Here is an 18997-nt window from a genome sequence, read left to right as displayed (position 1 = left end):
TGTTTCTCTTAAAAGTAGTCTCAGTTTTTTCAATAAAAACTACACAAAATACTAGTAATCAATTGATTGTGATAATTCTACCCATTTGTGTAGTTAATCCCATTCTGTGTTTTTCGCAATGTTGAAAAGAATTTGGGAAAGATGAAAAATCTTAAAAAAAATATGTTTTTTCCTTCGTACTTGTTAAAAAATCTCATATCTTTTCTATGTATTTTATGAAAAATACATAGAAGCTTCTCCCGAAAAATACTCACGTATCGTACCTAATGTTTTTCTCTAAATGAAGAAATATTATGCCTAAGGAAAGTGATTTTTTTTCTTCCAAGAATACCGTTCGAAAACTTACGGAAGCTGATTTAATCCAAGTTAATACGTATTTGGAACCCATCAAGGCTTTTGCCCGGACCACTTATAGTAGCATCTATGTTATTGACTACGAAAAGAAGGGGTTTGATTATGTGTCGGATAACCCTCTTTTTCTATGCGGAAATACGGCTGACGAAGTTAAACAGATGGGATATGCTTTTTATTTTAAGTATGTTCCGAAAGCTGATCTTGATCTATTGCTCAAAATCAATACTATTGGATTCGAATTCTATGAAACCATCCCTGTAGAAAATCGCTTGAAATATACCATTACCTATGATTTTCTTTTACGTATTCCTGAAGGGAAAGCCATTCTGATAAATCAAAAACTTACACCTATGTTCTTGACAAGCACGGGGAAGATATGGAAAGCTATATGCGTGGTGTCCTTATCATCCGAAGAAAAGTCAGGTAACATAAAGATTTATTCCAAAGGAGAAAATAAAATCTTTAAATATGACCTTAAACAAAACCTTTGGCGAACTATACAAAAAGTAGGGTTAACCAATAGAGAAAAGGAAGTGCTTCACTATTCTATTCGCGGCTATACAATTAATGAAATAGCCAATGAGATTTTTCTATCCCCTGACACCATTAAATTTCACAGAAGAAAACTGTTTGAAAAGCTTGAAGTGAACAATATTACCGAAGCAATAGCCTATGCAACAAATAATAGGCTCATTTAAACAATTATTTTTTATTAGACATCATCAATTACCTTTGAAAAGTAAAAATCAGGAAATTTCTTTACTGTTAAACCAGTGGCCAGGTTAAAGAGAATATGTGTGCACATAGACCCTAAGAGCCATGAACCTATGGAGAGTTGAGGTGGAGAGAGTCGTGGTTTTTCATTTATATAAGCCACCAATACTTCTTCTAGCCAAATTTCTGGATTGCCCCAATATCTCAAGTGCCCCTTTATGTATTCAACCATAGTAATTTCTGAAAAACGCCCCCCTTTATCTATTATTGACTGTAGGGGTAGTGATTGATGGTCAACTACGGCCACTGCGCCTGCCCAACCTAAATTATAGGGATGAATAACCGTAATTTGATTTTGCCTGCAGTATTCATCCAGATAGAGTGGGGCTTCGGTATCAAAATCCAGTGCATTGATTACTACTTGATGGCCATCAACCCAACTAGGAATATTGCTCCGATTGAGATACGTATTTGAAAATTGAATTTTAGCGTTGGGATTAATAGAATTTAAGCAATTATAAAGGGATTTCGCCTTAGCGTAAGAAATATCGCCTTGCTTATAATTTTGTCGATTCAGGTTGTTCCTCTCCACTATATCTCCATCAACTAAGGTAAGATTTTCAAATCCCAAACGCAAAGCACATTCGGCAATGACACTGCCTACTCCAAGACCAGCGAAAAGAATTGGAAAATCTTTTATTTTTCCTTGTTCCTCACTGTTAATATAAATCCTATTCCGTTCATACATGTTTGCACATCAAAGTTTTTCAAAATTACAAGTTTAATGTAGAATTGATTTAATTTAAAAGGTAGTTTTTAGTTAATGATCAATGTTGCATAAACTCTCGCTACATAACGCACATCAGACATAGAACTTAGCACCCAAAGGGTGCTTTTTGTGGACAGGGAGAAGAAGAAAAACATGGATTTTAGAGTAAAAACAATCAAAAAGTTGTCTGAAATGAAGTCATATAAAACCAAATAGCATCAATTTTTGAGTGCAAATTGAGTGCAAATAAAAAAGGCCTTAAAGAACTAAATCTTTAAAGCCTTGATTTTCAAGTGATCGCGGAAGGATTCGAACCTTCGACCGTCTGCTTAGAAGGCTACTATCTTTATACTGATATACAGTATTTTATAAAGTAAATATTAATTATTTGCACACTATTTGCACCTTACATTGACCATCTGCCATTTAGCAGACTTTGGTTATTACAACAATAGTTTTCAAATTCCTTGTGGTTTTCCGTAATACAACCAGGCTAATATTCACCTATATTGCAATCAATGATTTTCAGCACAGTGAATTGTCGTTTTTATTAAATTTTTGGAGCACGGCCCCTCAATTAGCTACTGAGGGGTTTTTTATAATAACAGCACAATTACCCCACCTACCGCAATTCCTTTTAGAAAGGCCCAAAATTTCACCCAAAATGTGTTTGATTGAATTTTTGAAATGTGTTTGGTAAGAATATCAACTTTAAACTCAGTCTGTTCAACAATAACACCTTGAGATTGAATGATGAGTTTTTGATTGGTGGATATTTTTTGAAGGTAATTTACCTCAACCTTTAGCTCTGCAAGGTTTAAAAGTACGTTATAAAGGCTGTCCCTGTCAATCAATACTTTGTCCTGACTTGAACAGGGAATCCAAAATAGCATTGTCAGGATAACGGCCACGAAGCTCTTCGATATGTTTTTTTTCTTTTTCATATTGTACGGAATCTGATTTCATTTTTTGTTGCAACTCCGATATCACATACTTTTGGATGCTGATGGTGCTGTCCTTTTTGGCCAGTTCATCCTTAAAGTCATCACGGTAATTGGAATGGTTGCACTCCTGGGCAAAAACAACTAAAAGAAAAATCCCCACTGTTATGTATGGCCAGTATTTTTTCATAAGAACAAATCGTCTATAGCTTCAATAATTATAAGCACTAACCTGCAAACCCCATAGAACAACCCCATAGCTATACCTAACTCAAAGAAACTATTTAAAAATACATGTTCCATTTCACAACACCATTTTATCAATATCGTTAATAATCAAAGTGAACTCATCCGGCGCGGTAGCCCTTAACAGATTCATGGTCGGCCCACTGGCCGTAACATCCAAATGTCCGTCCTGATCAATGTCAACATAGTCCTGCCCCAATAGGATGCATCCGGTAGTGTCATCCTTATAATTTCCTATATGGATCAGGATCCAAGTTCGCCCATCCACATCCTTTACCCAATAGTGCCACTTGTATTTAGGGCTGTAACGCCTTTCACAACAATAGACCCCTGCGGGTATCCGGCTCTTCCTTACCTCGTTGTTCAGGTCGGGAAGCTCCAGTGACTTGCACTGCATGGCCACGTCCATATTATTGTACAATATGAAATGCCCCAATGTCTGGGCGTGGTCATTGTCCTTGAGCCTGTTGAGAACCGCGTACATTTAGAATATCCAATTAAAAAAAGTTCCCATAAGGATAAGAATTACAATCCAAGCAAATGGGTTCCACCATTGCAGTTCCCTACGGTAATCAAGTTTCTGGGAATTCCATACATATGGACCCAAAATGGTGTCCTTCAAATAAGACCATAATAATTGCCAGAAATCCATATCACTTTTTCTTTTTTTTTACATCCTCTCGCCATCTCCATATCACATAACCGGAGGATAGTGTAATCGGCACCCATCTGGCCATTTCAAACATCGTATCGGAATTGTCGATAGCGAAGGTTATCATTGTACCAAAAACACCTACGGCCACAACTCCTATTTTGTGAAACAAACTGTCCATACTTACTTTATTCCAATTTTTCCCAACAATCCTTTGATCGCCGTAATTATCAAATCATAAATGTTAACCATCCTGTCAAGCGCAAGGCTCAGGGATATGAACAACAGGGCAAACCCCGAAAATATCCAATGGAGTGTCCCCCATTCCGTTTTTGTATCAGATAGCAACAGCATTTCACGGCCACCCGCGTAGAACACTATCACCAATAAAAAGAGGCCCAGTAACATCAGTACCGCCCTTAGAAATATTTTTTGCCCTACAGAAAGGCTGTTTACCCAGTTTCCCATATCTATTTTTTAATTGTCTCCTATATTCATGTTGTTGGTCCCATCGATCATTGTCTCAAATCCCCCGGCATAGAATTCCGCACACATTTCCAAATTGGTATATCCCGCATTGTTGATGACCACGTAGTCATGGGCGGCACCAATATTGCCAAAATCCCATGTGACGTTACTTGTGGTCAACATATCGGCACTACTGTTCTTGTCAAGGAATGCAAACTGATCCTCGAACCAATCGGGCATGTGGTCACCATCTGAATCAGTATATAGCGTAGTGCCAGGGAAGGTCGAATTGTCCCAAGCTCCCGGTAAACGGTAATCGCTTTCTGTGGTTCCTGCCAATGTCTTGGCTATATAATCGGAGTCCTTGTCGTCGTGGCCATAAAATGGCGTTCCATCGGTGTTGATGCCCCTATTGTGGCCCACTGCATATTGGAGCTTGGTCGGGACTTCACCATAATCCCAAATACCATCAGCGGGATCGCCAAAACTGTTTATCCGTGATGGTTCATAGTGGTATGACAATATGGGCTCCTCATCATTCCCCTCTGAATTGTCCGTAAAGTTCACCCAAATATTGGTTTGGTTCCCGGACGGGGTTTCATCAAAACCTGTCACATAGTTATCTGCCGTGTAAGTCTTGAAGTCATCGAAATCAGCGGCCATCTGGTTGACGTGGTTTGGGGTCCAATGGGATTTGTTCCCGCCTTGCGCATAGTTCTTGAACCAATCGACATCAATGTTGCCATTAGTCCTTGATAGCCTGCCGTTCCAGTTTGACACCCAGTTGTTGTAAACTTCAAACCCACCCGTGAGGCCGCTCATGTTGGGTGTCCTGTGGCTGATGTTGTAGAACATATTACGGGCAAACGTAAAGTTTCCCACATGGTTAGTGTCGTTGCCCTGGTCTCCTATGATACTGCCGGTGTTATGGTCCGGGTTGGCCTCCGCTATCATCAGGTAGGCCGATGTACTCTTGGCCGTGCCCTCTTCGCTTTCTATGGTGTAGACTTGATCGGATGCATACCTGAACGAACAGTGATCGACATAAATGGATGTGTTGGCCTCTTGCAGGTAAAAATTGAGGCAATCAAAACAATCAACATTGGGGGTACAACTTGGGTCATTGTGCTGTGAGGTGATGTGCCTTATAAGAATGTTTCCTGAATTTCTCCAAGAAAATCTTTCCCCAACTTGGGTCATGCCCAATCCCGGTGCCATTTGCCCCCAAATGGCCACATTTCCGTTACTTGATGATTGGTTGTTGAGCGGGGACGTATGGTTGACCACCCCCTCGACCTTTATGATGACTATCCTCGGGCCTGTAGCCTCAAACGCCGCCCTGAAACTTCCAGTGCCGCTGTTGTTAAGGTTTGTTACCTCATAGATCGTTGCGGTGGATGGGTCTATCCTGAAATCCTTTCCAGCTCCAAATGCAGATGGAAACGCCTTTAACAAGGTCAATGTAATGGTGTCGTTGGAAACACCTCCGCCATCACCACCACTTCCGCCATCGCTCTGTGAAGATTGTTGGGACGATATTGCCGAAAGAAGCCCTGTCAATTGGGCACTGGCCAATAATGGAAGAAACAGAAATATGGTTATGATCAGTTTTCTCATGGGGTCTCTGTGATTCTGATGTTGTCTATGTGCAAAAGAAGGCCCTGAACATTTACCGCCAGTGTGGTCGTTGTTATCTGGATCCTTGGATTGGTTACGGCAGGGGTCGATGTGAACGAATATTCCACAAAGTCGGAATCTGGGTTCACCTCCACTTGGTTTGTGGATGACCAATCGGCGGCAACACTACCGGATGTGCGCACATAGCTGTTGTTGGCATCCCCGGGCGTCGAGATATATGCATCAAATGTTATGGTATGGCCAACCCCTACGGTAAGCCCTGAAAGCTGGATTTCGGCAGAAGCATCGGTCCCGGCTGGCGTGTTCTTTTCAAATTGTATTGAAAAACTACCGTCAGAAACAGGGGATGCTTCGCTTGTTACTAAATAATCTGTGCCTTCAACAGTTATACCAGTAGTGGCATCCACTTCATTGTCGGGATTTGCTGCATTGGCCAAGGTATATAGATTTGATGGTGGTGTGTACGGTACATATTCCGAACAATCCCCGCAAAGGAACGTCCAACCAGTTCCGGTATAATGCGTCATCGCAATAGTTCCCGGGTTGTTCGTCTTATAATAGACATCCTTTCTAATGTCCTTGAAATCAAAATAGAGGTCACCTATTGAATCCTGTACAAATGTGATTGCATCGCCATCGGAATAACTTCCTGTAGGTGTAGAAACCACAAGGCTGTCCAAATTCTTCCCGTACTTCAACCTAAAGGTATCGGCCACAACGGGGGTATAATCGGTGGTAAATGTGTCGTCAAGTATCTTGCTTGAACCACTGCCACCCGGCCCTACTTGGTCGTCAACCCAAGTAAATTCATTTGCTGCGCTTTTTGACAAGACCTGTCCAACTGTTCCAGTATTGGAAATGTTCAAATCAATTGGCCACAAAGAACCATCTTCAACCCTATCCGTATTGACTGCTGAATTTGCCAATTTGCCTTGTGTAACGCTGGCATCTCCAAGCTCAAAAGTCGACACAACCCCCATATCCAAGCTGGCTACATTGGAAATAACAGAGAAATCCCCAAAATCCCCATTGGCTATTTTAGCAGGGGTCACGGAATCATCATCAGGGGTTCCGCTTCCACTGGCGGTTGAGTTTATAACATAGGGATTTCCGCTTGTTCCACTTCCCGTTACCGTGACATTGGTGCCTGCGGTCACTATCGTTTCAGAGCCGTCAGCCACAGGGATAATGGGAGAAAGATCTAACATTTCGGTATTGCCCCCGCTCAATGTAATGGAAAGTGTGTTACCCGATAAGCTAAGATCGGTGACTGTCTGTGAGTCGGTATTGTCCAGATATTGCGATAGGTCCACGTTCTGTGTGCCACCATCCTCAAGGGTCAGGGTCAGAATATTAGATGTAATCGAAAAATCTGTTATCTGTTGGTCGTCCAAACTATTCGCAGCTGTAATGACGGTTGGGATATTGTACACCCTTCCCTTCAATGAGATCTTGGTCATTATGCTGTCCTGGGCATTTCCAAAAAATGCCACTAATAGTACTGCAATAAAAAGTAACTTTCTCATTTTAATTGGTTGAAACTATTGTTATTTCTATTTGAGCCCCGCTTACGACTACGTTTTCCAATTCTGTCATTATGCCAGGATTATGAACATCGGACAAAAGCACTATTTCTGTACTTGTATCGCTTCTTGCTACTAAATGATGAGTTAATATGTCACTTGAGGAATAACCTCCCAACATAGTGACGCCTTGCATTCTAACTGTCCCTATCGCGGTTGGAATCGATGGAACGTTTCCTATTATCAGGGTTCCTGTGGGCGTTCCTGTTGTTCCTGAAGTTTCAATGAAGATTTTTACAACAGTTACAGGACCAAACCTAGTATAATCACCAATAGCTTGCGAAAGTGTATAGGTCGCTCCACCTCCCTCATCTATTAGTGTAGGCGTGAAGCTAGAATTTACATAAAAAGAACTGTTGAGCTTCGCCAGCGTTATTGATGCATCCGCTATTTTGGCAGTCGTTACAGCATCGTTTTGAATGTTTCCGGTTCCGGCACTGACCGTAATATCAGCAGTACCATCCCCATCTTGATATGTAACAGTTGCCCCAGATTCTGTATTCCCAGACCACATTGCCCCAGCTATATCCTGTACCTGTTCGTTGGACAATTGGGTATTGGTGTCCGTGGAGTTAATCACATAGGGGTTTCCCACGGTTCCAGAACCCGTGACAGATACATTGGTCCCCGCATTTATTTTGGTCTCGGATCCATCGGCGGCACTGCCCCCATCGGAACTAATTGTGGTCTCCCCTGTGGTATCGTTATAGTCTACAGTGACATTCATTCCGGCAACCACTTTGGTTCCTATGATGTCCTCAACATCTTCTTGGAAGGATCCAGGGGAATCTTCATCAACAATCAAATAATCCTCTTCGTTCTTTTCAGTTGGGGTGAGCAGGTCAAAATCATCCTGGGTAATTGGTTGAAGGTTTGTTCCTTCCAACAGGTAACCCACATCGTTTGTGAGTTCAGAAACATTATCCCCACTTTCCAGTTTATTATCAAGCTCGATCTGAAGGTCTGTTTGATCGGAAAGTGTACCCGTGATTGAGCCCCAAATACCATCACTTCCACCACCTGGTAACAGTAATTTAAAATCAGATACGGCAATGCCCCTAACAATACCATCAGCCTTCTGAACCATTATGGTATCATTGTTAGATAAAGTTGATTCAGCGGGTTTATTGGGCATTAACGGATAACCCTCTGGCGTGACCCTAATTTGCCCCGCAACGAATGTTGTGGTCAATAAGAGAAATATTAAAAAAACTGATTTTTTCATTTTCTTGGTTCTATGGATAGTTCTCCGTTTACAATTCTTATGACAAATCCACCTACAATCAATTTTTTAGTGGTTATGGAATTTTTTGAGTTTTGACGCTCCAAATACAGATAAAGGATTACCAATAGCTGGATGATGGCCAAAATGATAAGTCCGGTCAATGCGTTCATAATGCTCTAGTCATTGAGTTGGGTGAATAACTTTCTAGTTTTTTAGGGTCACCTGAAACATAGGTTCCAGAAACAATCATGTGTGGGTTGTCGCTGACATCCGTGACCAAAAGATTAACAACATGGCTACCATTCTGAGTGGGGGCATCAATTACAATCCCACAGTTCACCCAATCGTTTGTCAATCCGGGTTCAGAATTAATTCCAGTAGCGTTGGACCAATAATATCCATTGTGCTTAATAGTGGACCCTACACGGGGTCTAATGTTCTGGGACCAATCTGAAGTCTTGTTAATCAATATGTTCTTAATCCTTGCCATTGACTACTTTTAATTCGCCCTCACTTCCTTCTTCTTCAGTGTTTTCTTCCTTCGGTTCTTTGGGCTTATGTTGGTTTTCCTTTTCAATTTTCTTTTGGTTTTCGTAAAAATCACCGCCCGTAAGTTTTTCAGTGGCCTCTTCGCTGCTCATAAACCTTTTGTCAACCATTTCCGCAACTGCTTTGACTTCTTTAACAGGGTCTATGTGTGGCATCTTATCACCAATGAACCTAGCCTTACAATATGCGCCCATTACCATGAAGTTTGTGGAGTTTTTGATATATCCAGGGGCGTTGATATTTCCCTTTAAAATCTCAGTGTGCAACCATAGTTCATAAAATGGGGCGTAGAATACATCTGTGAACAGTTTCCTATAGAAGCTTACAATGTATTCCCAACCACCAATTGCAGCACGGGAAGCACTATAATTACTGTTGTATTCCTGCATGGCGACTTCAGGTGGAACGTCAGATGAAGCACACAATGTTTTGAAAACAGCTTTCCAAAAAGGCTCGTACTGAACTTCGTTTTGACTGTACAGGGCACTCAACTTTGCACCTACAGGCATGTTGAATGTTTGCTTTCCGGTAGTTGCGGACACTATCTGGGCAGTCTTTTCACCAAGTTCAAACCCAACTGTTTCTGGAGCAGCATTCTTTCCTTTACCAGCAGCTGCCCGTTGTGCGGACAATAATGGATTTTCCCCTGTACTATCTTTTGTGTGCTCAATACTAAAGGCTATCTTGGCCCGCTCTTCCAATGTTCCAACGGTGGCCTCTGTATACCTATCCAGCTTTGTGAGTTTTTCCAAGATTGCAGTGGTCATTGGAATGTACCTATCATTGTCAATCCGGTGCTTTTTTAATCCAAAAAGCATGGCCATTCTTCTACCCGTCCTTTCCCCAAATGCGGGAATCCTTTCAAACTCATTGGACATGGCACCATGATCACGTTTGGATGTTCTCACATAATAGGCCACATGCCTTCCTTTTTTGTCAAACTCGATACCATTTCTGATTTCGTGTCCTTTTTCTTTAGCGGCTTTGTGGTACCCATTGGACTCAATCAAAGGTGGGTTTTGGACGTGTTCCCCATCTATAAGTTGAATGGTTGGGTAATTATCTTCAAGTCGATGGACAATCAACCCATCACCGTGCCACGCCATTTTGAATGCATCGATTGCCAAACCATGAAGTGTCTGTTCATTTTTATAGTCACACATCTTGGAGTTGGCATAGACATCAAACCTTGATTCAACATTGTCCCTAAAATCTTCGGGGACTTTTGGGACATTTTCTGTACTAAGGGCTTTTTCATTTGGTTCGGCCTGGGTTTTCAACCCTTTTCCAATCACCCATTTAAAAAACTTTCCGGATATGATGTTTACCACATCATTGGTAAGTTCAGCTTCATAGCTCCTGTACCTCAACAATTGATAACTTGGGGTAAGTTTATAAACATCTCCCAATTCCCCGGGGGTCTTTTCGCCATGGAAACTTCCATAACGGACCGGCATTATCCTACCATCATAAACTTCATGCACTGCTCCATAGTGTTCATGGGGCTCAATGGATGGTTGATCATTGATGTGGTCGTTGTTTGGATTATTAGTGCCAAACAAAAACTTCCCTATAAATGTATCTTTAAACGCCATATTAACTTAACCCGCGAACATCCCTCAAGACCGAAACATGGCCGTTGTATCTGTTCACATACATTTGTTTCAATTTTTCCAAGGATTTGATGCCAGCTTCCACATCCGATATAGATCTATATCTGGTGCGTATTTTCATCTGGCCATCATCCAACTGATATTCTTCAACAGTGGGGTTCATGCCATTGGTTGCATCCGCAAGGGTCAACAGCATGGCATCTATCAAGGCATCGATTGCAGTAATTCTGTCTGCATGGGTGGTTTTGGAACCTACAAAAGCAGAAATGGATTCGTATATCATAGCCTTGAAGTGATGGTCAAAACTATGTCTGGATACAGCTTATAAAAATAAGTTAAGGGGCTTTGATACTTTCAATCTTGGATGCTGAAATATCTATGTTGAGGGGGGTTGGGGTATAAGTACCACCAACACTTGTAATAGCAGATGCTATTTTGGTAAGCTCTTGATTAACGTGGGTATTCATTTGTTGTATGGCGGTATTCAATGGTTGGAACCTAATTAGGTTATCAGAATTACCACCTATTTCACATGTGCCGTCATTCTTTAAGTGAACAGCAAATGAGAGGTCTCCTTCAGGGGTCAAACTAAAAATTCGTTTTTCACCAACTGAAGCTATTTGATTTTTGTTCAAATAACCCAAAATTACAGGTTCGCCCCGTTCAGATGTCTTTCCATATATGGCAACCATATCCTTCAAAGGGTGGGAGTCATCACCAAAAGGTGCTGCATTCATGGCTGTCTTTGGTCCAAATTGCACTACCTTGATAATCCTTTTATAGTTTTCAACTATAACACTCTTTACCTGTGCCAAACTTATCATGCAAAAATATTTTTTGGGGTTTCACCGGTGTAGGTTTCTGGAAGGACCAAATCAAGGGAAGTCTTGTACCCTTCTTCGGTCTGTTTTATATCCATAGCAGAAACCATGAACCGTGTACGGCTATATAAAAACACCTCATCATTCTGGACCTCCACTATATCCCCTGGAATCAAGTTCAAAAGGGTTTCCATATCCATTTGAAGGGTCAGTGCGGACAATTCGGATGCCATATAATTATTGGCCGTTTTTTTGGTGTCCGTTTGCTGGCCAGATGAAAGTATGGAAACCTTTGGCCTGTATTTTCCAACCAACGGGTTTTTGACCTCATCTTGTAATGAAACGTTGGGGTTTTCATCTGATGGCTGTCTGATCACTCCAATGTTGCTATGAAGGGATTGGCCATTGACCGCCCAGGACATCTGATATCCATTTTCCTTATTGAAGAAGTATTTGGGCTGCACCTTGGTATTTGGGCGGTACATTTTCAACCTTCCCTTTTCATCGTGCCCAAGTACGATGTTTCTTTGTGCGGCCAATTCAGCCAAATAATTCTCTATTGTTTCCCCAGGATCCGCACTGGTCTTTTTAAAAACCTGATTGGCTTCTTTGGTCACCGAAGAATCAATTACCAGCTTAAGATCAAAAGGCGCAATGAACCTTTCGGCAATTTCCTTTAGGCTTCTATTGATGCTTTCCAGTGGGTAAAGTGACAATGGAATATTTACATCGTTCAAAATACCAGTTGTGGAGTATCCGGATAAGGTGGTCAATTCAGGTTCAGCTTGTGACTTTTGGTTTTGGTTTATCACTTCACCTGTCAACATAAGTGTTCCATCATCCTTGAATATCTCAACCTTTGGAAATGATAATGGCCTAAATAGGGTTTTGTGGATTGGGTTGTTAGGGTTGAACCTTGCGGAAAAAGCAAAAGATGAAGCAATGGAATCCAAGGCCAACGATATGGTTATATCATTGAAAAACAAAAACTCAGAACCATTGACCTTTATTTTCATCCTATGTGAAGTATTTGATTTGCCTTCCCTTCTTTATTTGGAAAAGTTCATTGTTCCGGATGTTGTTGATGGTCCTGAAGGTTTCCAATTTCTTATCATCGATATCAAGGCCACCCATATATCGATGTGCCAATATGATCAGATTGGTATCGGTTTCCACCTCAACAATCCTTTCCTGTTTGGCACCAAATGCAAGATTGTACAGGTTGCCAACCGTATCCATTACGAGTTCATAAAGGGATTGTTGCAGTTCAGGATTTGGTGACCATGAATTGTCCACATCATACTGATCTACCTGGGCATTGTCAAGCTCCAACAGGTAATCATTGTATGTTTCCACCAATGAACTGGATGATTCCTGTACCTGCCCCTTGGTAATATAATCATCAGCTAAAGGGTTTACAGTTGCAGTTGCAATTGAAGTTATCAAAGTTGCTGCCTGTGATTCAAAATAAAACTTCCCGTTCTTTCCTGTAATCACGGATTTCAATTCTTGATAAACCTGAAGAAGTGCCTTTAACCGGGTTGGAACAGGTATTTCAAAAGTGCTTGGAATCAACAGCAGTTCTTGATTGGACGACATTACCGTTTCAGCATCTACAACAATGTTATCCACTGCCTTTACAGCAGTGGACAAAGCATTGTTGTAGGGTATATACTGATCACTTGGTATATAGGGTGAAAACTTGGAAGCTGTCTTTTTTGAATTGTCCTTTATGGGTGATATGTCCGCACTGGTCGGTCTGGCACCGGCTGTATAGTTTGATGTTGCCAATATGTTAACACTATCTGACTTAGCGGAAATAATGTCCTTTGGACTTACTGTTTCATTTGGATAATCTTCAGTGATAGTTTCCCAAAAATCAACAGATATCTTGGTGACGTTGTATGAATCATCCACACGTTGTATGGCCGTTGGTTGGCCAGTGATCAATCCATAGAATGGGTGGTTTACCTGCCATGGGCGTGAATCATTGGCACTTTCCATAAATGATTCACTAACATCAATGTTATCTTCCCCTTGAAAGTAGAAAACCAAAGGATATTGATTGGCCTTCCTTTTCTTCCTTTCTATCATGGAACCTGGAACATTGATGAACTCATATTTTTTTGTACTGAATTCAACGGATGTTTCCCCATTTACCCATAACGGGGTAAAGGTCTTACCATCACCGGTGGTAATCTTGAATTTTATATTGTTCAATCTATTTTCCCAACTCACATCAATGCTTTTTTAAATTGGCGTTCAGCGTGCTTCATATAGAACATCGGCATCTTTGATCTGGCCAACATTGCGGATGGTGCCATGAACGGGCGTTTCTGGACACTGCTTTTTTTGGTCCTACGATAAACATACAATGGTGTCAACTTTGTTTTGGTCTTTAACCTTTTGACCTCAAAAACAGTTCCACCACTTCCCTTTTTGATCAAAACATGTTTACTTCCAGGCTTTCTATTTCTGGCAGTTGCTATGTTGATGTTCCTAAATCGGTTCTTTGTCTTTACCTTTTTTGAATAGCTCCCGGATATCCTGCCCATATCATGTGGGATAAGTTTTCTACCTACAATGGTCCCACCTATTTCCTGCTGTTCCAACCCGTCCGCAACCTCGCTTCCCTTTGTGGCATCAATACCCGTAACTGCGACCATTCCATTTACATTGAATCCCTGCGCCTTTTGGACAATGGAAAAAGCCCGGAAGAAGTTCTTTTGTCGGGTTGTGAATTTTTGGGCGGCTATACGCGGCACCAACTGTTTGGTCATAAATGCTGCATCGTTCAATGTCTGCCTTACGGCTACGGGAAATGCGGACCTGTTCAACCTTTCCAATTTGGCCGAATATTTTATCATTCCATCCATATTTACATTGAACGCACCCAATTTTATTGTTGATTTAGTTTTTTCAATTCATTTTCCTGTTCATCACTAGGGGTATAATACAAATGGGGCAACGGTTTCAAACCAAGTATTTCCCTTCTTTTGTGGTATTCGTTAAGAATGGAAAGACAACGGATTGCAATCTTTGGGTTCCTATGTCCACACAAATATTTTAACTGCTTGAAAGCCTTATATACCACATTGCCCAATTCACGTGCCTTGCTTTCAGCTTCCTTGGATTGTTCCAATATCTTTTTTAAGTTGGTGTTTTCTTCCCTCAAGATGGCCAGTTTCCTGGCCATTATCAAAACTTCTTCGCTGTCTGCCATATCACACGGTCCATTTTTTGGCCAATTCGCCGTTGCTATAATAGGTTTCACCATTGAACCTGAATATCACGCCCAACACACTGTTATAATCCCCAAGGTTGGTTTCACTGGCCGCGACCATATCGTATTTTCTAAGGGATCCTGCTATGAATGTAATTATGTCCGTTCCTTGGATAACCGCATTAGTGGACTTTGTAAAATTGGCATGTAACACCCTACTTATATTTAAGGTCAAGGTAGCTGCGTCCGGGTCATATAAAAGTCCTGCAAGTTCATTTTCATTTGCAGTGGTGCCCGCTTGGTTGGTGATATATACCAAGTTTCCATCAGTATAGCAATAAGGCTCATTGTTGGATCCTGTTGGTATGGATATCCCTGATACATTCACCGCAATGGCCGTATCAAGATCGGAAAGATCAAACTGATAAAATTTATATGTCTGTACATCACTGATCCAACAGAAACAAAGCAATTTACCCTGTATCACAAAAGCATCATACACGTACAGTGTGCCATTGCCCTCCGCAATCCTGATCGTGTTTTGGATATTGTTGATGGATGGGGCGTCCGATAACACGTTCCCTTCTTCCAAATAATACATTTTAGCACCATCATTGAATGCCAATGGAGTTCCAAATCCGGTGTTTATATCACTCTCAGTTGATTCCTTGGTAAGACCAATGACCCTTACCCCGGATTGATCGATTACAACCAATACCACATCACTGGCATTGAACCCTGTTGCGCTGGAAAGGGAATATGAATTATCATCCGTTCCGGTGAACGTATAGGAAACAGATGCGTTATATTCTGCTGTGGTCCTTGCTACAAAAACGTATTTATCAGGAAGATTATCAATATCAAAATTAACGGACCAAACAGTACCATTAAGGGTCAACACCTGTTCAACATCGTTAAGGATGTTGGCAAACTTTTTGAAAGCTTCCAATAACTGGTATCCTGCTATCTCGCTATCTTCAATCTCATTTGGTTCAATGCCCACATCCGATAACAGAGCATATAGATTGGTTATCAAGTCACCGTAGATTTCCCTAACCACCGGTGTTCCAGCCTGACTGTCCGTTTCGTTTTGGATAGTGTGAAATGGAAATTTTGATTCGTCTGAATCTCTTGGTACAGCTGATGGTAATCCTTTGATCGTTCTCATAAAAATTAGATTTGGATTGCTTCAATGTGAATTTTCAAGTTTTGATTTGCACTTGCGGTTTCTTCCAAGAACATATGGAAAACCGTAGTGGATATCGGTTTGAAAACAATTCCCCTAAAATCATTGTCAGTACCCAAATAAGCTGATTGGGATTCAATGAATATTCTAACATAATAGTTTAAGTTGTCCATGGTGTTGTCCATGGTGATTTCAAATACATCACCATTGCTTTGGGAAATTCTTCTTGCTTGGGAAACATTTCCAGAACGTGGATAGTTTTGAACGGTTGTTCCCCCGTTGATATCAACCCCACTGAACCAACCAATGTTCCTTACCCTATCATTGCCAATATTTTCAACTATCTGAAAATGTTCCTTTGGATAAAGCCCATTTCTGATTGCAGATGCCAAACTAGCGGAACTGGCAGCACCATTTACCCATTCCACAAATGCTAGAATATTTCCTTGTGGGGTGGTGGCAACGGTATTTAATAGTCCTGCAAGTTCTTGGGGATTGGTGGCTGCCTTTAAAAACAAAAGGGCAGAAACCATTGAATCCAAACTGATATGGTCTGAAATCCTTACCAATTCGATTGATGAAGCCTTGTTGATCAACCTCACGTATTCACCGGATTCAAAATTACCTTGCTTGGTTATGTTCTTTTCGGTGTTGTCAGTTCCCCTGATAACCGTTTCACTTCCAATGTCCACCGTGGACTTACATGTAATGGCTTCATTTTCCTTCAATGTACCAACCTTTGTGTTCAAGGTCAGTTTTCCCCCAGATTCTCCGATTGAAGCTATATATGAATTTTTGGTTGCAAAGGCTTTGAGGGCATTTACAAGCTGGTAGCCATTTGCAACATTGTCAGGAAGGCCATTATATGAAATACCGGCATCACGCATCAATTTGGCAAAGAATTCATGCAAATCACCATATACAAGTTCATTTACAGGGGTGCCATCGTCTGCCCCCGTATTATCCTTTACCCTGCCGTTTGGCCAGTTTACCAAATCAGACTTATCAATATTTGTCAATGTTTGTTTATCTCTTGCCATCTTAAATGAAATTAATGAGTAAATAGGCCACTGTATGGGCGGGTTTTAACTTTAATACCAATTGACGAAATTCCCTTTCCCTAGCTGCATCAACTATTCCAACGGTTTCAAGGGTTGGACCGGAAATAAAGAATGTGGACCATAGATTTTCACTTCCACCAATATTGAATGATTCGTTTGGATCCTCACTATTGGCCACAACCTTAAAGCCCGTACTTCCGTGTTGGGAACCACCACCATGCTGGGTGCTTCCATGTTGGGTCTTTACAGTGGCATTGGCAACAATATCATTTGGTGTCTTGTACACATATTCCCCGGATTCTAAAAACTTGTTTTCGTATACCCTTACATCAAATCCGGACAACCTTAACTGCCCCTCTATGAACAATGGGTTCTGTCGAGCCTTTATATTGGATGGATATGCCATTTTTCTAAGTATGGCTTTTTTTCTACTTTCAAGGTCAATAGGTGGTGCCACAAAAAGGCCAAATTTAGCTTCCAAAAAAGCAGCATCTTGTTCTGTGAAATTTTCGTTGTCCGGTATCGATTTATCAACAATTGATTTTGTGTCATCTATCAATCTTGAAATTGATCTGTTTATACCAACATGAAGTTTTTCAAAGTTTCCACCTTCGGGAAGATTAAAGGCCCTACCGGTTGGATAAAGTTGTTTTACAAGTTGAAGCAACTGATATGTTCTGCTGTTTTCCAGATCAGTAGGAAACTTATGGGGCGTTGAAAACCCGTGTGGTGTTGAAAACCCGTGTACAGTGCTGTTATTTGTTACCTCGTAAGCCATCAATCAAAAATTAAATTTCTTAGATATGGTATATTCGAACCTGTAAACTTGAATGAAGTACCCGCAACGCCATTGACTTCCAAAGTAAAGTCTGTGAAGAAATTTCCACTATCAAGTATATCTGTCACAACCGCACTTAAACGGGCCGCATATAGAACATCGTTTTGGTTCTGGGGAAGGTCGGCACCTGAAATAAACGGTCTGACCGTTGATAAATATATCTTCAGATTGCTCTCTATTGATTGCCTAATGGCCGTGGTGTCCGTATCCAATCCGGTCACCGTCACATCAACGGGAACCAAATCTATTGGAAGCACCTCAAGTATGGCCTGAATTGGCCTTCTTCCACGCTCATTTGTTGGTCTGGTGTCATCTGGGTCAAATTCAATTACCTCAGCAACCTCATCCAATATAGCCTGTGAAGGAGTTCCGTTCCCGTCAGTACTATCACCTTCGGCTGCCTCTACAAATACCTGTACCGTGCCGGAATCCCCATTCTTTACATAAGGGTAAACCCTTCTCACTCCCTGGACATCAGCTGCCCAAAGCCTGTAATCTGTTCTCGCACCACCTTGTGGTTCCAATTGAAAGGCATCTAAAACCGTCTGTCTATAGTCGGATATAGGTTCAGCTTCCTTGGGCTGTTCATCCACACTTTCAACCACAACCACCTGTTCAACCCCTATGACCGGTTCTGTTATGGTAAGCTCATCACCAACGTTCAATAAGCTGGCGTTTCCACCTTCAAAAGATCTGATTTGAATCATATCGTTTGAACCGGTTAAAATGGTTTCATTATCAGTAACAAATAAAAAGCTGGGGGCATTGCTGTTCTCATTGGCCTTGAATGTAAGGTTTGCCCTAATAACAGCATTTTCTTCACCAACCAACGAAACAGTATAAACACCAGCTGTAGCAGGTCTTGGATTTCGGTTCAACCGTATTCTCCCCAGCCTTTCTAGCTGCCCCCCATTTTCTGCAGTATCTGCAGTATCTGGATATAGGTTTCTCATAACATCCTCATTATGTAGATAAAGGAGTTTTAATTGTGCGGAAAAAACAGAAGTCATGGCACTAAGTGCCTTCCTTAATTGATCATCATCAAGGTTCAGTTTTGATTTTAGATCCTTTTCAAGGGCACTGTAAATATTGTTTATTGTAGGGATGCTGTTCACT

22 protein-coding genes are annotated in these 18997 nt (G+C 41.2%); 1 reads left to right on the top strand and 21 read right to left on the bottom strand.

Annotated elements, in window-relative coordinates:
- The first annotated feature begins 293 nt into the window (after positions 1-293).
- Positions 294-1052: a response regulator transcription factor gene (locus tag FG28_RS14765; protein ID WP_036384123.1), complete on the top strand. Its 759-nt coding sequence runs from the start codon at positions 294-296 to the stop codon at positions 1050-1052.
- A gap of 14 nt (positions 1053-1066) precedes the next feature.
- Here the strand turns inward: FG28_RS14765 and FG28_RS14760 are convergent, their stop codons facing one another.
- The 21 genes from FG28_RS14760 to FG28_RS14660 form a co-directional block, all read right to left on the bottom strand.
- A complete protein-coding gene (locus FG28_RS14760) occupies positions 1067-1816 on the bottom strand; it encodes a ThiF family adenylyltransferase (RefSeq protein WP_036384119.1) in 750 nt (249 codons plus the stop codon).
- 867 nt (positions 1817-2683) lie between these two features.
- A complete protein-coding gene (locus FG28_RS14750; protein ID WP_036384113.1) occupies positions 2684-2968 on the bottom strand; it encodes a hypothetical protein in 285 nt (94 codons plus the stop codon).
- 114 nt (positions 2969-3082) lie between these two features.
- Complete coding sequence (locus tag FG28_RS14745; RefSeq protein ID WP_051947379.1) at positions 3083-3508, bottom strand: DUF5675 family protein; 426 nt, start codon at positions 3506-3508, stop codon at positions 3083-3085.
- A gap of 169 nt (positions 3509-3677) precedes the next feature.
- On the bottom strand, positions 3678-3857 hold the full coding sequence (locus tag FG28_RS14740) for a hypothetical protein (RefSeq protein ID WP_036384110.1): 180 nt from the start codon (positions 3855-3857) through the stop codon (positions 3678-3680).
- Positions 3858-3859: 2 nt separating this feature from the next.
- Positions 3860-4144, bottom strand: coding sequence for a hypothetical protein (locus FG28_RS14735; protein WP_036384107.1), 285 nt, complete (start codon positions 4142-4144; stop codon positions 3860-3862).
- A gap of 9 nt (positions 4145-4153) precedes the next feature.
- A complete protein-coding gene (locus tag FG28_RS14730; RefSeq protein WP_036384104.1) occupies positions 4154-5761 on the bottom strand; it encodes a hypothetical protein in 1608 nt (535 codons plus the stop codon).
- Entirely contained in the window at positions 5758-7308 is a 1551-nt protein-coding gene (locus FG28_RS14725; protein WP_036384101.1) for a hypothetical protein, read from the bottom strand. Before FG28_RS14725 ends, FG28_RS14730 begins: the two co-directional genes overlap by 4 nt.
- 1 nt (position 7309) lies before the next feature.
- A complete protein-coding gene (locus FG28_RS14720) occupies positions 7310-8590 on the bottom strand; it encodes a hypothetical protein (protein WP_036384097.1) in 1281 nt (426 codons plus the stop codon).
- Positions 8587-8760 (bottom strand): hypothetical protein, encoded by a 174-nt coding sequence (locus FG28_RS20660; RefSeq protein WP_156102287.1) that lies wholly within the window; start codon positions 8758-8760, stop codon positions 8587-8589. The genes FG28_RS14720 and FG28_RS20660 overlap by 4 nt, the downstream gene beginning before the upstream one ends.
- Complete coding sequence (locus tag FG28_RS14715) at positions 8757-9080, bottom strand: hypothetical protein (RefSeq protein ID WP_036384095.1); 324 nt, start codon at positions 9078-9080, stop codon at positions 8757-8759. Before FG28_RS14715 ends, FG28_RS20660 begins: the two co-directional genes overlap by 4 nt.
- The gene (locus FG28_RS14710) at positions 9067-10734 is read right to left on the bottom strand and encodes a phage portal protein (protein ID WP_036384093.1); all 1668 of its coding nucleotides are present in this window, start codon (positions 10732-10734) and stop codon (positions 9067-9069) included. The genes FG28_RS14715 and FG28_RS14710 overlap by 14 nt, the downstream gene beginning before the upstream one ends.
- Position 10735: 1 nt before the next feature.
- Positions 10736-11035, bottom strand: coding sequence for a hypothetical protein (locus tag FG28_RS14705; protein ID WP_036384092.1), 300 nt, complete (start codon positions 11033-11035; stop codon positions 10736-10738).
- A 52-nt stretch (positions 11036-11087) separates the two neighbouring features.
- Positions 11088-11576 carry a hypothetical protein gene (locus FG28_RS14700; RefSeq protein WP_036384089.1) on the bottom strand — a complete coding sequence of 163 codons (489 nt, stop codon included), beginning with the start codon at positions 11574-11576 and terminating at the stop codon, positions 11088-11090.
- Entirely contained in the window at positions 11573-12589 is a 1017-nt protein-coding gene (locus FG28_RS14695) for a hypothetical protein (protein ID WP_036384086.1), read from the bottom strand. Before FG28_RS14695 ends, FG28_RS14700 begins: the two co-directional genes overlap by 4 nt.
- 1 nt (position 12590) lies before the next feature.
- Positions 12591-13811: a hypothetical protein gene (locus tag FG28_RS14690; RefSeq protein ID WP_036384083.1), complete on the bottom strand. Its 1221-nt coding sequence runs from the start codon at positions 13809-13811 to the stop codon at positions 12591-12593.
- On the bottom strand, positions 13808-14440 hold the full coding sequence (locus FG28_RS20840; protein WP_197062607.1) for a hypothetical protein: 633 nt from the start codon (positions 14438-14440) through the stop codon (positions 13808-13810). Before FG28_RS20840 ends, FG28_RS14690 begins: the two co-directional genes overlap by 4 nt.
- 32 nt (positions 14441-14472) lie before the next feature.
- On the bottom strand, positions 14473-14796 hold the full coding sequence (locus tag FG28_RS14680; RefSeq protein WP_036384077.1) for a hypothetical protein: 324 nt from the start codon (positions 14794-14796) through the stop codon (positions 14473-14475).
- A gap of 1 nt (position 14797) precedes the next feature.
- The gene (locus FG28_RS14675; RefSeq protein ID WP_036384074.1) at positions 14798-15964 is read right to left on the bottom strand and encodes a hypothetical protein; all 1167 of its coding nucleotides are present in this window, start codon (positions 15962-15964) and stop codon (positions 14798-14800) included.
- A 5-nt stretch (positions 15965-15969) separates the two neighbouring features.
- On the bottom strand, positions 15970-17022 hold the full coding sequence (locus tag FG28_RS14670) for a hypothetical protein (protein WP_051947376.1): 1053 nt from the start codon (positions 17020-17022) through the stop codon (positions 15970-15972).
- Position 17023: 1 nt separating this feature from the next.
- Positions 17024-17821, bottom strand: coding sequence for a hypothetical protein (locus FG28_RS14665; protein ID WP_036384071.1), 798 nt, complete (start codon positions 17819-17821; stop codon positions 17024-17026).
- Positions 17821-18996 carry a baseplate J/gp47 family protein gene (locus FG28_RS14660; RefSeq protein WP_036384069.1) on the bottom strand — a complete coding sequence of 392 codons (1176 nt, stop codon included), beginning with the start codon at positions 18994-18996 and terminating at the stop codon, positions 17821-17823. Before FG28_RS14660 ends, FG28_RS14665 begins: the two co-directional genes overlap by 1 nt.
- Position 18997: the final 1 nt, after the last annotated feature.

It is taken from the genome of Muricauda sp. MAR_2010_75, from assembly GCF_000745185.1.
Lineage (GTDB): Bacteria > Bacteroidota > Bacteroidia > Flavobacteriales > Flavobacteriaceae > Flagellimonas.
Note: the sequence above shows the minus strand (reverse complement) of the source record. Positions and strands in the feature narration are given on the sequence as shown.

Bases quoted from the DNA above. Each gene is read 5' to 3' on its own strand.
- FG28_RS14765 (WP_036384123.1), top strand. From the start codon at position 294: ATGCCTAAGGAAAGTGATTTTTTTTCTTCCAAGAATACCGTTCGAAAA.
- FG28_RS14760 (WP_036384119.1), bottom strand. From the start codon at position 1,816: ATGTATGAACGGAATAGGATTTATATTAACAGTGAGGAACAAGGAAAA.
- FG28_RS14750 (WP_036384113.1), bottom strand. From the start codon at position 2,968: ATGAAAAAATACTGGCCATACATAACAGTGGGGATTTTTCTTTTAGTT.
- FG28_RS14745 (WP_051947379.1), bottom strand. From the start codon at position 3,508: ATGTACGCGGTTCTCAACAGGCTCAAGGACAATGACCACGCCCAGACA.
- FG28_RS14740 (WP_036384110.1), bottom strand. From the start codon at position 3,857: ATGGACAGTTTGTTTCACAAAATAGGAGTTGTGGCCGTAGGTGTTTTT.
- FG28_RS14735 (WP_036384107.1), bottom strand. From the start codon at position 4,144: ATGGGAAACTGGGTAAACAGCCTTTCTGTAGGGCAAAAAATATTTCTA.
- FG28_RS14730 (WP_036384104.1), bottom strand. From the start codon at position 5,761: ATGAGAAAACTGATCATAACCATATTTCTGTTTCTTCCATTATTGGCC.
- FG28_RS14725 (WP_036384101.1), bottom strand. From the start codon at position 7,308: ATGAGAAAGTTACTTTTTATTGCAGTACTATTAGTGGCATTTTTTGGA.
- FG28_RS14720 (WP_036384097.1), bottom strand. From the start codon at position 8,590: ATGAAAAAATCAGTTTTTTTAATATTTCTCTTATTGACCACAACATTC.
- FG28_RS20660 (WP_156102287.1), bottom strand. From the start codon at position 8,760: ATGAACGCATTGACCGGACTTATCATTTTGGCCATCATCCAGCTATTG.
- FG28_RS14715 (WP_036384095.1), bottom strand. From the start codon at position 9,080: ATGGCAAGGATTAAGAACATATTGATTAACAAGACTTCAGATTGGTCC.
- FG28_RS14710 (WP_036384093.1), bottom strand. From the start codon at position 10,734: ATGGCGTTTAAAGATACATTTATAGGGAAGTTTTTGTTTGGCACTAAT.
- FG28_RS14705 (WP_036384092.1), bottom strand. From the start codon at position 11,035: ATGATATACGAATCCATTTCTGCTTTTGTAGGTTCCAAAACCACCCAT.
- FG28_RS14700 (WP_036384089.1), bottom strand. From the start codon at position 11,576: ATGATAAGTTTGGCACAGGTAAAGAGTGTTATAGTTGAAAACTATAAA.
- FG28_RS14695 (WP_036384086.1), bottom strand. From the start codon at position 12,589: ATGAAAATAAAGGTCAATGGTTCTGAGTTTTTGTTTTTCAATGATATA.
- FG28_RS20840 (WP_197062607.1), bottom strand. From the start codon at position 14,440: ATGATAAAATATTCGGCCAAATTGGAAAGGTTGAACAGGTCCGCATTT.
- FG28_RS14680 (WP_036384077.1), bottom strand. From the start codon at position 14,796: ATGGCAGACAGCGAAGAAGTTTTGATAATGGCCAGGAAACTGGCCATC.
- FG28_RS14675 (WP_036384074.1), bottom strand. From the start codon at position 15,964: ATGAGAACGATCAAAGGATTACCATCAGCTGTACCAAGAGATTCAGAC.
- FG28_RS14670 (WP_051947376.1), bottom strand. From the start codon at position 17,022: ATGGCAAGAGATAAACAAACATTGACAAATATTGATAAGTCTGATTTG.
- FG28_RS14665 (WP_036384071.1), bottom strand. From the start codon at position 17,821: ATGGCTTACGAGGTAACAAATAACAGCACTGTACACGGGTTTTCAACA.